General features: G+C 66.3%; 10 protein-coding genes. 3 read left to right on the top strand and 7 right to left on the bottom strand.

The window, feature by feature from the left end; translation table 11 throughout:
• Window positions 1–63 precede the first annotated feature (63 nt).
• The gene (locus RS899_RS11280; protein WP_054910717.1) at window positions 64–468 is read right to left on the bottom strand and encodes a hypothetical protein; all 405 of its coding nucleotides are present in this window, start codon (window positions 466–468) and stop codon (window positions 64–66) included.
• 32 nt (window positions 469–500) lie between these two features.
• A complete protein-coding gene (locus RS899_RS11275) occupies window positions 501–2,057 on the bottom strand; it encodes an EAL domain-containing protein (protein WP_315809944.1) in 1,557 nt (518 codons plus the stop codon).
• A 155-nt stretch (window positions 2,058–2,212) separates the two neighbouring features.
• Here RS899_RS11275 and RS899_RS11270 point away from each other — a divergent pair, with 155 nt between their 5' ends.
• Together RS899_RS11270 and RS899_RS11265 are read left to right on the top strand one after the other, a co-directional pair.
• On the top strand, window positions 2,213–3,943 hold the full coding sequence (locus tag RS899_RS11270) for a response regulator (RefSeq protein ID WP_315809943.1): 1,731 nt from the start codon (window positions 2,213–2,215) through the stop codon (window positions 3,941–3,943).
• A gap of 208 nt (window positions 3,944–4,151) precedes the next feature.
• On the top strand, window positions 4,152–5,513 hold the full coding sequence (locus tag RS899_RS11265) for an MFS transporter (protein ID WP_169939022.1): 1,362 nt from the start codon (window positions 4,152–4,154) through the stop codon (window positions 5,511–5,513).
• A 360-nt stretch (window positions 5,514–5,873) separates the two neighbouring features.
• On the opposite strand, the gene RS899_RS11260 is transcribed toward RS899_RS11265, so the two are convergent.
• The gene (locus tag RS899_RS11260; RefSeq protein ID WP_315809942.1) at window positions 5,874–6,914 is read right to left on the bottom strand and encodes an ABC transporter substrate-binding protein; all 1,041 of its coding nucleotides are present in this window, start codon (window positions 6,912–6,914) and stop codon (window positions 5,874–5,876) included.
• 255 nt (window positions 6,915–7,169) lie between these two features.
• On the opposite strand from RS899_RS11260, the gene RS899_RS11255 reads away from it, so the two are divergent.
• Window positions 7,170–8,657: a PucR family transcriptional regulator gene (locus RS899_RS11255; RefSeq protein WP_315809941.1), complete on the top strand. Its 1,488-nt coding sequence runs from the start codon at window positions 7,170–7,172 to the stop codon at window positions 8,655–8,657.
• Here the strand turns inward: RS899_RS11255 and RS899_RS11250 are convergent.
• The 4 genes from RS899_RS11250 to RS899_RS11235 form a co-directional block, all read right to left on the bottom strand.
• On the bottom strand, window positions 8,647–8,991 hold the full coding sequence (locus RS899_RS11250) for a cupin domain-containing protein (RefSeq protein ID WP_315809940.1): 345 nt from the start codon (window positions 8,989–8,991) through the stop codon (window positions 8,647–8,649). The two genes, RS899_RS11255 and RS899_RS11250, sit on opposite strands and share 11 nt — an antisense overlap.
• A gap of 11 nt (window positions 8,992–9,002) precedes the next feature.
• Window positions 9,003–10,388: an FAD-binding oxidoreductase gene (locus tag RS899_RS11245; RefSeq protein ID WP_315809939.1), complete on the bottom strand. Its 1,386-nt coding sequence runs from the start codon at window positions 10,386–10,388 to the stop codon at window positions 9,003–9,005.
• A 408-nt stretch (window positions 10,389–10,796) separates the two neighbouring features.
• On the bottom strand, window positions 10,797–11,420 hold the full coding sequence (locus RS899_RS11240) for a hypothetical protein (protein WP_054910573.1): 624 nt from the start codon (window positions 11,418–11,420) through the stop codon (window positions 10,797–10,799).
• A 298-nt stretch (window positions 11,421–11,718) separates the two neighbouring features.
• Window positions 11,719–13,716, bottom strand: coding sequence for a TonB-dependent receptor (locus RS899_RS11235; protein ID WP_315810426.1), 1,998 nt, complete (start codon window positions 13,714–13,716; stop codon window positions 11,719–11,721).
• Between the last annotated feature and the right edge of the window lie 260 nt (window positions 13,717–13,976).

Raw genomic sequence — 13,976 nt, 5'->3', positions numbered from 1 at the left:
CATGCCCACCTTCCTGGCGACCTGGGCCGAGAAGCCCTGAGCCGCCCGGAAGGCGGCTCGGTGTTACTCGATGGTGAAGTGGATGCTGTAGTTCACCGTCTCGCCGCGCCGCGCGCTGGCGCGCATCTGGTAGACCTGCACGCTGTAGGTTCCCGAGGCTGGCAGCGCACCGCTCCAGTCCTGGCCGACGGAGCCAGCGCCCAGGGCGGTCGATTCGCCCGGCTTGTCGCCCGGAGCGAAGAGGTTGAAGTTGGCATTGCTGCTGCCCGTGACGCCGACTTTCATGTGTTGCCCAGCCTTGGCCGAAAGCGTGTAGAGGACCGTGTCGTAGCCCTTGAAGCTGCCTTTGACGGCGGCGCTGCTCGCGCCCTTGGCGAAGTGCACCGGGACCGTGGTGACGGTGTCGGCAGCCAGCGCGAACGCAGGGGTGACAGTGGCAAGGCAGAACAGCAGCAGGGAAGCTTTCATGGTGATCATCCTGTGTTCAGGGGAAGGGGAAATCATGACGCAGCCTGCCAGTCGTGGCCGGCTACGAAGGTTAAGAATGCTTCCAGCGGCATCGCCTGGCCGAACAGCCAACCCTGACCGTACTGCACGCCACGCTGGCGCAGGTACTGCAGTTGCTCGTCGGACTCGATGCCTTCAGCCACCAGCAGCAGCTTCAGCTGACGCGCCATGGCGATGGTGTGGTCGGTCACCGGGCAAGGCGTGCCGGCCGAGAGCGGCTGGACGAAGGAGCGGTCGATCTTCAGCAGGTCCAGCGGCAGCCGCCTGAGGTATTGCAGGCTGGAGTACCCGGTGCCGAAGTCGTCCAGGGCAATCGGGTGCCCTGCCGCGCGGCTCTGCGCCAGTGTTCGGTGCGCCGCATCGATGCTCAGCAGGCTGCTTTCGGTCACTTCCAGCCAGATGCACTGGGCGGCGATGCCGGCGTGCTGCCGTTCCTGCGTCAGGTACGGGAGGAAGGCGCCACTGGCTACATCGCGCGCCGACAGGTTGATCGACACGTGCTGCAACTGCCCCGAAACGAGGCTGGCGCCCAGCTCACGGCAAACGCCGGAGATCACCTGCGCAGTGATGGGCTCGATCAGGCCGCTGGATTCGGCCAGCGGAAGAAAGCTGTCAGGCATGCCCAGCGAACCGTCTGCGCGGCGCCAGCGTACCAGCGCTTCGGCACCGATGCAGCGGCCGTCGCGCAGGTCGAGGATGGGCTGGTAGAAGGCATGAAACTCGCCCTTTGCAACCGCCCGTGACAGTACGGCCAAGGGCGACAGCCATGCCCGCACACGGCACGCCACCAGCCAGCACCACAGGCCCGAAATCAGCAGGGCCAGCGGTGCGAGCATCAGCATTTCGCGCCACAGGTCGCCGAGAATTTCCTGGCGGGTGACCGCCGCGACGGTCTGCCAATTGCCGTGCGCAACCCGCGCGTACACGTAGCCGTCCTGCAAGCCGGAGTGCGGTTCGCCATGGATGCGCGTCAGCACCTGGGCGAAACCGGCGGCAGGCGTACCCAGCCAGTGCCCCGTGGGCGTGCCCAGCGCCAGGCTGACACCGGGCGCCAGGGAAGTCTCGAGGAAGTGTTCCGGCTCGATCAGCAGGTTGAACGCGGCATCGCGCAGGGCCAGCATGGGTTTGGCCGGCACAACGAACGGCTGCACGTTGATCGACACGCCAAGGCCCTCGCGGGTACGGAAGTCTTCCGGCCAGCGCTGTGCCGGGGACGTGACGGCGCCCCAGGAGCTGCAGACGAACACCTCTTCCTCGACATAACCGACCGCCTTCACCGCCAGTGTGTCGATGGCCACCAGGCGCATCTGCTCGATGCCCTCCACCGAGCAGGGCGGCAACGGCGAGCTGTTCAGTTGCCGCAGCGCGGTCGCGGCCTGGGCCAAGGTTCGGTCCGCGCGTTCGGAGGCAAGCCTTGCCAGGCTTTCCAGGCGTTCAGCGGTATGTTGCATGACCAGGTGCCAGGCGAGGAAGCCGCTGCCGGCTATGACCAGAGCGACACCCAGCGAGCCGACGAGGATGCCGGCCCTGACGATTCGAGTGCGACTCATATCGGTCACCTTGAGGGGAATGGGGAGTCTTTGCAGGCATTCTTTCCCAGTGGCCATGAACTGAGGATGCGAAATCCAGTCACGACTTGTAGGAAAATGACTACACGAAAGCCGCCGCCATGCCCTAGAGTGGAGAGCAGACCAGAGGGATAGAGATGGCGCGGATACTGATCGCGGACGAACACCCGATGACCCGCTACGCCGTGCGCATGCTGCTGCAGGCGGAGCGCCACACGGTAGTCGGGGAAGCCTGCAACGGCCTCGAAGCCCTGAGCCTGGCCACGCGCCTGGTCCCGGACCTGCTGATCATCGATATCGACCTGTCGCAGCTCACCGGCCTGGATGTCATCTCGCGTCTGCGCGCAAGGGGGCTGACGTTGCCGATCCTGGGCTACAGCACCCAGGACTCGGAGCACTACGTCGGCCGCTTCCTGCAGGCAGGCGCCTCGGGGTTCGTCAGCAAGCACCAGGACATCGAGCGCCTCAAGGAAGCACTGGGCGTTGTCCTGCGTGGGCACAGCTACTTCCCGGCCGAAATGCTCGGCAGCGTGCACCGCGGCAGCCTGCACGAGAACGACGCCGAGCGCGTGGCCTCGCTGTCCAACCGTGAATTGAGCGTGCTCAGCCTGCTCGCCAGCGGCTACAGCAACCAGGAGATCGCCCACGAACTGACCATCAGCGAGAAGTCCGTCAGCACCTACCGGGCGCGCATGCGCAGCAAGCTCAACCTTTCCAGCATGCTCGAGCTGATCGACTTCGCCCGCCGCAACCACCTTGCTGCACCCGCCAGCGATGCCCATGGCACCGACGCCGATGCCGGCGGGGCGCCCCTGTGGCGCTCCATGGTCGAAAGCCTGCCGGCGGCCTTCTACGTTCGCGACACCGAGGCACGTCTTGTCTATGCCAACCCGGCGCACCTGGAGCTGTACCAGGCAGAGCTGGACGACGTGCTCGGCACCCGCACCACCGAGGTGGACTGGTACTCGCCCAGCGACGCCCGCAACATGCTGCGTTTCCTGCAGCGCGCGATCAGTGAGGAGCAGTCCTTCAACAAGGACATCGAGCTCACCGTCCACGGTGAGCGCCGTGTGCTGCACCACTGGGGTACGCCCTACCGGGATGGCGAAGGCAACCTGCTCGGGATGATCTGCTGCAGCACCGACATCACCGAACGCTACGACCAGCTCGAAGAGCTGCGCAGCCGCGCCGAAGCTGGCGAACTGGCGCATCAGCAACTGACCGACCTGTTCACCAGCGCGACTACGCACCTGAACGAACGCATCCAGGCGCTGGCCGATACCCTGGGGCAGCCTGGCGGCCCGGCCCTCGAACAGGCCCAAGCGATTCTCGACGAGCTGCGAGTCCATGGCGCCTCGCTCAAGCGCGCGCTCATCGCCCAGGATGAAGTCCCGCTGCTGCCCACGCGGCTTGACGAGCTCTCCAGCGAGGTGCTCGAAGCCCTGCACGGCCAAGCCGGGCAGAAGCAGCTGGCCCTGAAGCTGGAAACCGACAGTCGCTCGCGCAAGCGGCTGCTGGTCGATGCCAAGTCCCTGCGCGAGGCGTTGCGGCACCTGGGCCTGTACGTGATCGACCTGACCGATGACGGCAGTGTCCGGCTATGCATTGCCGCCACCCCGAAGCAGGAACAGATGGCCGTGCGCATTACCGTCGAAGGCCTGCCGGGCAGCAGACGCCGCGAAATGCGCGCGTACTCACTCTCCGAGCTGACCCGCGACTACCCCGCCCGCAACCCGGCGCGCAGCAGCCTCAGCCTGAGCATTGCCCAGCACCTGATCAACAGCATCGGCGGCGAGCTGCAGGTGTCCCACCTGCCCGGCCAGGCCTGCAGCGCGACCGTGCACCTGTTGCTGCAACCCGCCGGCTGAAACCTGCGGCGGGCGCAATCGCAGGCGCTCATACGATCGTACAGGCCCCTACGCGGCGCTTCTTACCTTGGGTGGATTGTCCGCCCTGACCCACCCCTGCAACCTTTGCCTCCCCTCGCCGGCCGCTGAACGCGGGCTCCTGCCGCCCGTTGCCGACTCTCGGCAGCCGCCTGCCCGGCCACTTATAAATTCAACAAAGGTTGTACCCATGAGCGTGTTTGATGTCATTGAACATTCCCCGGTATCGAAATTTCACCGCAAGCTGCTGCTGGCCTGCTGCGGCGGGCCGTTCCTGGACGGCTATATCCTCAGCCTGATCGGCATCGCGCTGATCGGCTTCGGCCAGGACATCGCCGCCACTTCGGTGGAAACAGGCCTGATCGGCGCCGCCTCGCTGCTGGGCATCTTCTTCGGCGCGACGGTGTTCGGCGCCATCACCGACCGCATCGGCCGGGAAACCATGTACGCCCTGGACCTCACCATACTGGTGATCGCCTGCGGCCTGTCTGCCTTCGTCACCGAGGCCTGGCAACTGATTGTGCTGCGCTTCGTCATCGGCCTGGCGGTCGGCGCGGACTACCCCATCGCCACCTCGCTGCTGACCGAGTTCACCCCGTCCAAGCGCCGTGGCTTCATGATCGGCGTGTCCGGCCTGGCCTGGTCCTGCGGCGCCATGACCGCCTTCATCGTCGGCTACCTGATGGTTTCCTGGACGGGCGACCATTCGCTGTGGCGCTGGATGCTGTTCAGCGGCGCGGTGGTCGGCATCATCGTCGTACTGATCCGCCGCGGCATTCCGGAATCGCCACGCTGGCTGGCCAGCAAGGGCCGCATCGAGGAAGCGCAGAAGGTCATCAAGCTGGTCTACGGCAAGGACGTGGTGATCACCCCCGCCGACGTTGCCGAGCTGAACGACGGCGGCCGCCATCGCTCGTGGAAGAGCGACCTGAAGATGATTTCCTCGGGCGGCTACCTCAAGCGCACCATCATGTGCGGCATGCTCTACTTCGCGCAGATCACCCCGCAATACGTGCTCTACACCTTCGGCAGCATGATCCTGCTGACTGCCGGCATCAAAGGCGAAAACTCCTCGACCCTGGGCGAGCTGATGATCGCCATTCTCTTCGCCATCGGCGTGATCCCGGCGCTGAAACTGGTGGAAACCTGGGGCCGCCGGCCCATGGTGGTGGTGCCCTTCGCGCTGATGGCGCTGCCGCTGCTGGCCTTGGGCCTGTGGGCGGACGCGCCGGCCTGGTTCATCGTCGGCGCCTTTGCCTTCTATGCGTTCGTCTCCGGCGGGCCGAGCATCCTGGAATGGATCTACCCCAACGAGCTGTTCCCAACCTCCGTGCGTGCCACTGCCGTGGGTGTGGCCGTGGGCTTCAGCCGCATCGGCGCGGCGACCGGCACCTACCTGATGCCGATCGGCATCGAGTCCATCGGTTTGCAGGCGACCCTGCTGATCGGTGCGGCGATCACCCTGCTGGCGTTCTTCATCTGCCTGGCCTGGGCGCCGGAAACCAAGGGCCGCTCGCTGCAGCAGTCGGCATCGCTGAGCCTGGCGACCTGATCCGATATCCAGCCTGACCCCAAAGCCCATCGGTGACCCCGATGGGCTTTTTTGTGGGCGAGCTACCGGCGTTCCCGCAAGAGCAGACCTTGTCCGCGAGCCGTTCCCGACTGTGCAGGCCCTGGTTCGCGAGCAAGCTCGCTCCTACAGGATGCAACGCACGGCGCAGCAGGCTCTTCGTAGGACCGAGGGGGGGGACGCCTAGTCCTTGCTCGCGAACATCGAAGGCACCGGTCTCCGGTTCGCGCAGGCGAAGCCTGATCGCGGGCGCATCCCCTTCACGGTCCGGCCCCTCCACCCACAAAAAAGGCCACCCGAAGGTGGCCTGAAAGTGCGGGCGGGACCGCACACTGGGAAGACTTACTGCTTGGCGGCCCAGGCGTTGAAGCGCTGCTCCAGCTGCTCGCCGTGGTCGGCCCAGAAGGCCGCGTTCATCGCCACCTGGCCGGCCAGGTTGGCCTCGTCGGTGGGCATGTTGCTGCGGCGCGCGGCGTCCACCAACGGGACGGCAGCACGGTTCACCGGGCCGTAGGCAATCTGCTGCGCGTAGTTCTTCTGCTGCTCGGTCTGCAATACGTACTGGATGAAACGCAGCCCTTCCTCGGTGTTCTTCGCACCCTTGGGAATGGCGAAGGCGTCCATATCGTAGATGCCACCGTTCCACACCACGCGCAGCTGGCTTTCATCCTGCACGGCGGCGATCCGGCCGTTGTAGGCGGAGCTCATCACCACGTCGCCGGACGCGAGGTACTGCGGCGGCTGCGCACCGGCTTCCCACCACTGGATGCTCGGCTTGATCTGGTCGAGCTTGCGGAAGGCGCGGTCCTGGCCTTCCTTGGTGGCGAGCACGCTGTACACATCCTTGGGCGCCACACCGTCGGCCATCAGGGCGAACTCCAGGGTGTACATGGCGCCCTTGCGCAGACCGCGCTTTCCGGGGAATTTCTGCGTGTCCCAGAAATCCGCCCAGCCGGTGGGCGCGCTCTTCAGCTTGTCTGCGTTGTAGGCCAGCACCGTGGACCAGACGAAGAAGCCGACGCCGCAAGGTTGTACGGCACCGTCCAGCAGTTCAGGGGCGAGCTTGGCAATGCCCGGCTGTTCGCCGATCTCCTGCAGCAGGCCTTCATCGCAGGCGCGCGCCAGTTCCGGCATCTCCATCTCGACGACGTCCCAGGAAACGCTGCCGGTGTCCACCTGAACCTTGACCTTGGCCATCTCGCCGTTGAACTCGTCGGCGATCAGCCGGCTGCCACTCTGCTGCATGTAGGGCTGGTAGAAGGCCTTGACCTGGGCGGCCTTGTTGGCGCCGCCGTGGGAGACCACGGTGAGGTCGGCGAAGGCAGGGAAAGTCGCCGCGCAACCCAGGGCGCAGGCGATGGAGGAACTCAGGATCTTGTTCATTGTTATGGTCTCCGGTGAGTAGACGGCCCGCCTTGCGGCAGGCGGCGCCATCCGGGGCCTCCAAGGGCCCGCATGGCGCACTGCCAGCTAGTCTTGGGGCACGCGGGCAAGCTCCACAATCAGACGGAACTACAATTCGGAAGACCCCGCTCGTATCCCGGTACGAAGCCTGCGATGCCCACTCAAGCCAGGCGCGACAAGGCCTCGCGCTTGGTGGCATGCTTGCCGGCCGTTTCTCTTCGCTGCGGACCCGCCATGCCTTTCCATATCCAGGACATCCTCGACAACGCCTCCCTGCGCACCCGCCTGCTTGGCGGCAGCGAAGGCGTCGGCCGGCGCCTGCGCTGGGCGCACGTGTGCGAGCTGGCGGACCCCACCCAATGGCTCGGCGAAGGTGACCTGCTGATGACCACCGGCATCGGCATTCCCGCGCAGGCGCAAGCGCAGCGCGACTACCTGCAACGCCTGGCCGGGGCACGGATATCGGGGCTGATGATCGGCGAGAACATGCAGGCGCCGGCGGATATCCAGGCCCTGCAGGACGAAGCCTGCCGGCTGGGTTTCCCGCTGCTGATGACCGATTACGCGGTGCCCTTCTCCGCCGTCACCCGCGCCATCGTCGACGCCAGCAAGCAGGAAGAGCACGAGCGCCGCAGCGCCGTGACACGCATCTATGAAAGCGCACGCATCGGCCTGCGCGGGCTCGGCCTTGCCGGGCTGCTGCGGCGGCTGTGCAGCGACGTCCGCGCCCAGCTCTACCTGTTCGATACGGCCACCCTGCAGCCCTGGCAGGAGGGTTTGCCGCCGCTGCCAGACAGTTGGCGGGCAACCCTCGCCCAGCGTCGCTCGGTGCCGGACACCGTGACCCGCTGCAGCAATGGCGAGCAGGAAGCACTGGTGATGCCACTGCCGTCGCTGGCCACCTGCGAGATTCTCGCTACCGGCGGCGAGCTGCTCGACTACGGCCTTCTGCACCACATCGTCGCGGTGCTGGGCATCGAGCTGGAACGCGCCCAGGTCGAGCACGAGCGCATGCTGCGCCTGGGCTCGGAGTTGCTGGATGACCTGCTGCAGCAGCGCCTCACCGAACGCGCCGCGCAGGAACGCCTGGCGCAGCTGAACTGCCCGGTGGATGCCGCCTGCCTGGTGCTTGCGCGCGCCGCCGGCGAACTGCCGACGCACTGGCAGCAGCGCCTGCAGCGGCTGGGAATGGGGCTGCTGGTGCGCCACCAGGGCAACGAGCTGATCCTGCTGCTGAACGACCCGGCACAGGCGCAGGCCCTGCAGGCCGAGCTGGACTGCGTGCTCGGCCATAGCAACCCGCTGGGCCATGCATTGCGCGCGGTGGAGGCGCTGCGTGAGGCACGCCTGGCGCTGTCCCATGCCAACCGCCAGCGACCGCTGGTGGCTTACGCCGATGCGCAGGGCGAGCAGTCCTGGCTGCCGGCAAGCCTGGAGGAAGCCCGCCGCGTACATCGCCGGGTGCTGGGTGCGCTGGCGGATTACGACGCGCAACAGGGTGGCCAGTTGCAGCACACCCTGCGCGTCTTCCTCGAACAGAACCGCTCCTGGCAAAAGGCCGCGCAGCTGCTCAACGTGCACAAGCAGACGCTGGTCTACCGCATCCGCCGCATCGAGGAAATCACCGAGCGCTCGCTGGATTCCACCGAGGACGTGGCCGTCCTCTGGATCGCGCTGCGCTCGGCGCAGATTGCCGGGATGGACCTGGGGATCAGGGAATGATCACGAAGCTCTTGCGCACCGTCTCGCGGATATCCCAGGTGCCCTGACAGTTCGCCGGGAACAGCACGGCGTCGCCGGCGCGCAGTTCGATGGGCTCGCCGTCGTCCGGGATGAACAGGCAGTGGCCGCTGATGAAATGGCTGAACTCCCGTGACGACACCTGGCGCCGCCAGCGGCCGGGCGTGCATTCCCAGACGCCGGTGAGCAGCCCACCCTCGCCTTCCTCGGCGTGGGTCGCGGTGCTGGACACGGGCGTACCCAGGGGTTCCTTCACCGGCTGCGGCGCCGGCAGTTCGAGTCCGGCGGTGCCGGTGAGCAGGATCGGTTGGGGCATGGGCTGTTCTCCTAGAGGTCCTTGTCTTCGAGGCCCGCCGGAGCGAAGCCGGCCAGGGTCCGGTCGAGCCAGGCGCCCTTGCGGTTCTGCGCCTCGGCCTGTTCCTTGCGTTGCACCGCACCGCGCACCATCAGGCCGCCGATGTAGCGCACCGGTTCGAGCGGGAAGCGCTTGGGCTGGCGGCCGACCAGGCCGCAACGGCTCCATTCGTCATCGATGCCCAGCGCGAGACTGGCGAGGATGCGCCCGCCGAGACGGCTCGGGCCGACGCCGTTGCCGCTCCAGCCGATGCCGAAGACGATGTGCGGCGCGCCGTTCAGGTGGCCGAACACCGGCAGGCTGTCGTAGGTACGGTCGATGGGCCCGGACCAGCTGTGGGTCACCGGCACGTCGTCCAGCTGCGGGTAGGTGCGGCGCAGGTCCTGTTCGGTGTCGTCATTGAGCTGCGGGTTGTGGTCGTAGCTCTCGTCGATGCGGCTGGCGAAGCTGATCATCCCGGTGCCCTTGCCGAAGGCGATACGGCCGTCCTGGGTGGTGCGGTAGTAGTCGACCATCAGCTGCGAATCGGTGACGGCTTCGCCGCCGGTCCAGCCGATCTGCTCCAGGCGCTCGGGAATCGGCGCGGTGGCGACCACCGTGCTGGTCACCGGCAGGATGGTGCGGCGCAGTTCGGGAATCGCCGCCGCCCAGGCATTGGTCGCCATCACTACCTTGGGGGCGCGCAATTCGCCGCCGGGCGTGCGGATCACGGCCGGCTGGCCGCGATCCAGGCTGAGCATCGGGGTGTTCTCGAAGATCCGCACACCCTTCTCCAGCGCCACCCGGCGCAGGCCACGCACCAGACGTGCCGGCTGCACGGTGGCGTTGCTGGCTTCCAGTACGCCTTCCAGGTGCTTCGGCGAGCCGGCGCGGCGGGCCACTTCACTGTTGGAAAGCGATTGGAAAACCGGCTCGCCCAAGCGCTCGCAGGTCTGCTGCACGCCATTCCAGGCACCGCGCTGCGCATCGGTGGTGGCGGTCCACAACCAGCCGGCGCGGCGGAAGTGCGCGTCGATATCGTGGGCCTTGCAGAATTCCTCGATCTCACCGATGGCCGCCGCCGAGGCACGAGCCAGGCGCAGCGCCTCATCCTTGCCGCACTGCGCAGCCAGCGAGCTGATCTTCGGCCACCAGGACATGACGAAGCCGCCGTTTCGCCCGGAGGCGCCGCCACCGCAGATGTCGCGCTCGATGATGGCGATACGGCAGTCAGGCTTGAGCTCCAGCAGGCGCAGCGCGGTCCACAGGCCGACAAAGCCGCCGCCGACGATGGCTACGTCGACCTCGAGTGGGCCGTCCAGCGCGGGCAGCGGAGTCAGCTCGGAGGCGATTTCCTCCAGCCACAGGGAACGTTTCATGTGCGGATTCCAGATTGAACGGTAGTGCGCCACTGTCCTGTGTCAGGCCAGTGGCGAACAATCGTCCGTTCCATGCAATCCGGGGGAAGGCCTCATACGAAGATATGAAGCCATTGGGTGCGCATCCGCCTGACGAGACCGTTCGCCGGGCTCCTCGCCTGCGCTTACGCCCCTCACCCCAGCCCTGGCTGCGCGCCCCGCTCCGAAGGGAGAAGGGGCAGGCCGTGCCAACTGACGCGGAGGTTTCATCCTGCATCGAACGCTCCCCTCTCCCTCTGGGAGAGGGTTAGGGTGAGGGCCGACCAAAGCACAGGACTCAGTTGCGGGAGCGGACTCCGTCCGCGATGTCCTCACGCCGCGCCAAGGTGTCAGGGGCGCAGCAATCGCAGGTGAAGCCCGCCCCTGCGCTCAACCCTTGGCCTTCTTCGGCGCAAGGCCCGGCTTGGCGAACTTCACGATCAGCCAGTTCTCCGACTTGCCATGCTTCACCGTGACCTCGGCCACGCGAATGCTCGCCGGCACTGTCGCCAATACCTGGCGCGCGTCCAGCCCCGGCTTGATGTACTTGTCGAGCTGTTCGTAGAGGCGGTAGCTGATCATGCCGCTGCGCAGCGCGTGGGTCTCGAAGTCGCCGATAGCCTTGGCGTCAGCCTCGGTGCGGTTCGGGTTCAGGGTATGCGCCAGAACGTCGACCACGTTCTTGTCGTCGGCAATGGCCACCAGCATGAAGCGCTTGGCCACTTCCTGCAGCACGCGCCGGTACGCGGCGTCGTTGTATTCGGTGTACAACACCGCCTCCACCAGCTTCTGCTTGTCGAAGGTCAGCGCCAAGCGATAGCGCGTGCCGGCATAGTCGACGCCGTCCTTGCAGCGCGCGGTGACGCCCATGGGCTGCAGGCATTCGACGAAGCCCTGCTGCTTGCCGAAACCCTTCTGCGCCGCGCCGTAGTTGTACTTGCCGAACAGCGGGTCAGCCGCCGACGCCCAGCCCGCCACGCACATCAACAATGCCCCGATTGCCCATTTGCCCATTACGAACTCGTCTCACGAAATGCAAAAGACGCGAGGATAGAGGATTTGGCGCAATCATGGCTGCATGCAGACGATGATCGGACGTGGAGGGATGCGGGGTCGCGAGCAAGGACTAGGCGTCCCCTCGGTCCTACGAAGAGCCACAAGCCCACCTGTAGGAGCGAGCTTGCTCGCGAACCCGCACGGCACCGATCGGGACCGTAGGGCGCACAACCTGGAACAGGTTATCCGCCGACCGGCTTGCGGCGAATAACGCTGCCGCCTTAATGCGCCCTACGCAAAACCTCGGTCAGGACGCTCAGTCGAAGCGATACTCCAGCCCCGCCCCCGCGTACCACGACCGCCCCGGCGCGGCCTCGTAGTAACGACCGTTGCTATCGCCGACGATCACCGAACCGACGTACTGGCGATCCAGCAGGTTGTCCAGCCGCACCAGTTGGTGGAAGGTCCAGGGTCCGACATGCTGCTCGAAGCGGGTGCGCCAGTTGAACACCGCGTAGCTGGGCGCCGGCTTGTCCTCGTTGCTGTCCTCGACGTAGACCTTGCTGCGGTACTGGCCCTCGAAGCCCATGCTGATGCCGTCCCGGGGCTTCCACACCAGCTCGCCGAACAGGCTGCTGCCGGGCACGCCGGGCAGGTGGTTGCCCTTTTCGATCACGCTGCCGCTCTCGACGAAGTCCTCGTCGTAGGTGGCATCCAGGCGCGTGTAGGCGAGATTGGCCTGCCAGTGCTCGGAGAGGTCGCTCTGCACGCCCAGCTCGAAGCCCCGCCGCAGGGTCTTGCCGGCGTTCTGGTAGCTGGTTCGGCCGTCGGTGGAGCTGGCGACGACGATCTCGTCGTCGGTACGGATTTCGAAGATCGCCGCGTTGACCCGCGTATTGCCGGCGACCTTCGCCTTGAGGCCGACTTCGTACTGGGTGCTGGTGGCCGGGTCGAGGCCGAAGTTGAAGCTTTCCGCCAGCCCTGGCGCGTAGGCCATCTCTGCCTGGGTCGGCGTCTCGAAGCCCTTGCCGGCACTGACATAGCCATGCAGGTTCGGGGTAAAGGCATACATCACCGAGAGCGACGGGTTGTTCTGCTGGTACGTCTTCGATCCGCTGGAATCGCCGTTGCTCAGGTAATGGTCGTCCACTTCCATCTTCATGCTGCTGTGGCGCAGGCCGGCGTCGAAAGTCCAGTTGCCCAGCTCCCAGCGCGCCTGCACGTAGGGGTCGAGGCTGGTGGCGATGTCGTTTTCGTTGCGGCGCATCTCGCCCTTCACACCCAGCTGGTCGCCGCTGAAATTCTGGAAGCCCTTGCGGTCGTCCTCGGTGCGATCGTAGTCCACCCCGGTGGTGACGGTCAGCTCACCCGGCACGCCTTGCACCGGCTGGATCCAGCGCAGGGTGCCGCCGTGGAATTCGCGATCGAAGTCCACCACCCCGCCACCGCGCTGGGCATTGGAAGCCACGCCCCTGGGGATCGACAGGTACTGCACCACGCTGCGCTGGCCGGCGTAGAGGTTGAACTGCAGGGTCGCGTCGCCGAAGTAGCGCTCGTAGTTCATGCCCAGTTGCTGGTGGTCGATGCTCTTGCGCGTGTTGTAGGTCTCGGCCGCCGCTGCCACCGAGCGCGGGTCGTGCTGGTACGCGTCCCAGGTCTGGCCCAGCGGGTCCTGCGTGCCGTTCTGCTCCAGGCTGCTGTAGATCAGCGCCAGGCGGCTGTCTTCGTCGGGCTTGAAGTTGAGCTTGGCGAAGGTCTGGTCGCGGCGCGCGGCGCTGTGGTCGCGGTAGCCGTCGGTGTCCATGCGCGAGGCGTCCAGCAGGAAGCCGGCCTGCTCGGTGCCGCCCTCGGCATAGAGGTGGTTCTTGTTGAAACCGTCGCTGCCGAAGGTGGTTTCCGCACCGACTTTCGGCGGGCCGTAGCCGTCGCGGGAGAACATCTGGATCACCCCGCCGCTGTTGCTGCCATAGAGCGTCGAGGCCGGGCCACGGAGTACTTCGATGCGGTCGGCGACATCCAGGTTCAGCGTCGCCGCCTGGCCCTGGCCGTCCGGCGTGCTGGCCGGTATGCCATCGCTGAGCAGCTTCAGCCCGCGAATGCCGAAAGCCGAGCGCGCGCCATAGCCGCGGGAGGAAATCTGCAGGTCCTGGGCGTAGTTCTGGCGGTTCTGCACCACCAGGCCGGGGACCCGCTGCAGCACTTCGGAGGCATTGACGCCGAGCTGGCCATCGCTGAGTTGCGGCTGCTGCACGGTATCGATGGAGAACGGCAGGTCGAAGCTGGACACCGGGGCATAGGCGCCGGTGACCACCATGGGGGCCAGCAGCGTTTCGTTGTCCGTTTCCGCCGGTTCGGCGCGAGCCAGTTGGCCGTGGGCGACACCGCAGATCAACAGCGGCAGCAGTTTGAGTCGGGCGGGTACGACAGAGCGGTTAGCAGGCACGGCGACTAGGATTCTTCTGTAGGACCGAACGGCGATGCTGCCAGTCTCGGCAGCCGCTGCACAGGCCTTTCGTGGGTCGGGATATTGCGGGTTATCGAGTATGCAAAGGCTATTTCATTCGTCCGCCTTTG

The sequence above is a fragment of the Pseudomonas sp. C9-3 genome (genome assembly GCF_032392015.1).
Classification (GTDB): Bacteria; Pseudomonadota; Gammaproteobacteria; order Pseudomonadales; family Pseudomonadaceae; genus Pseudomonas; species Pseudomonas nitroreducens.
The sequence above is the reverse complement of the archived record's forward strand: the minus strand, read 5'-3'. Positions and strand labels throughout refer to the sequence as shown.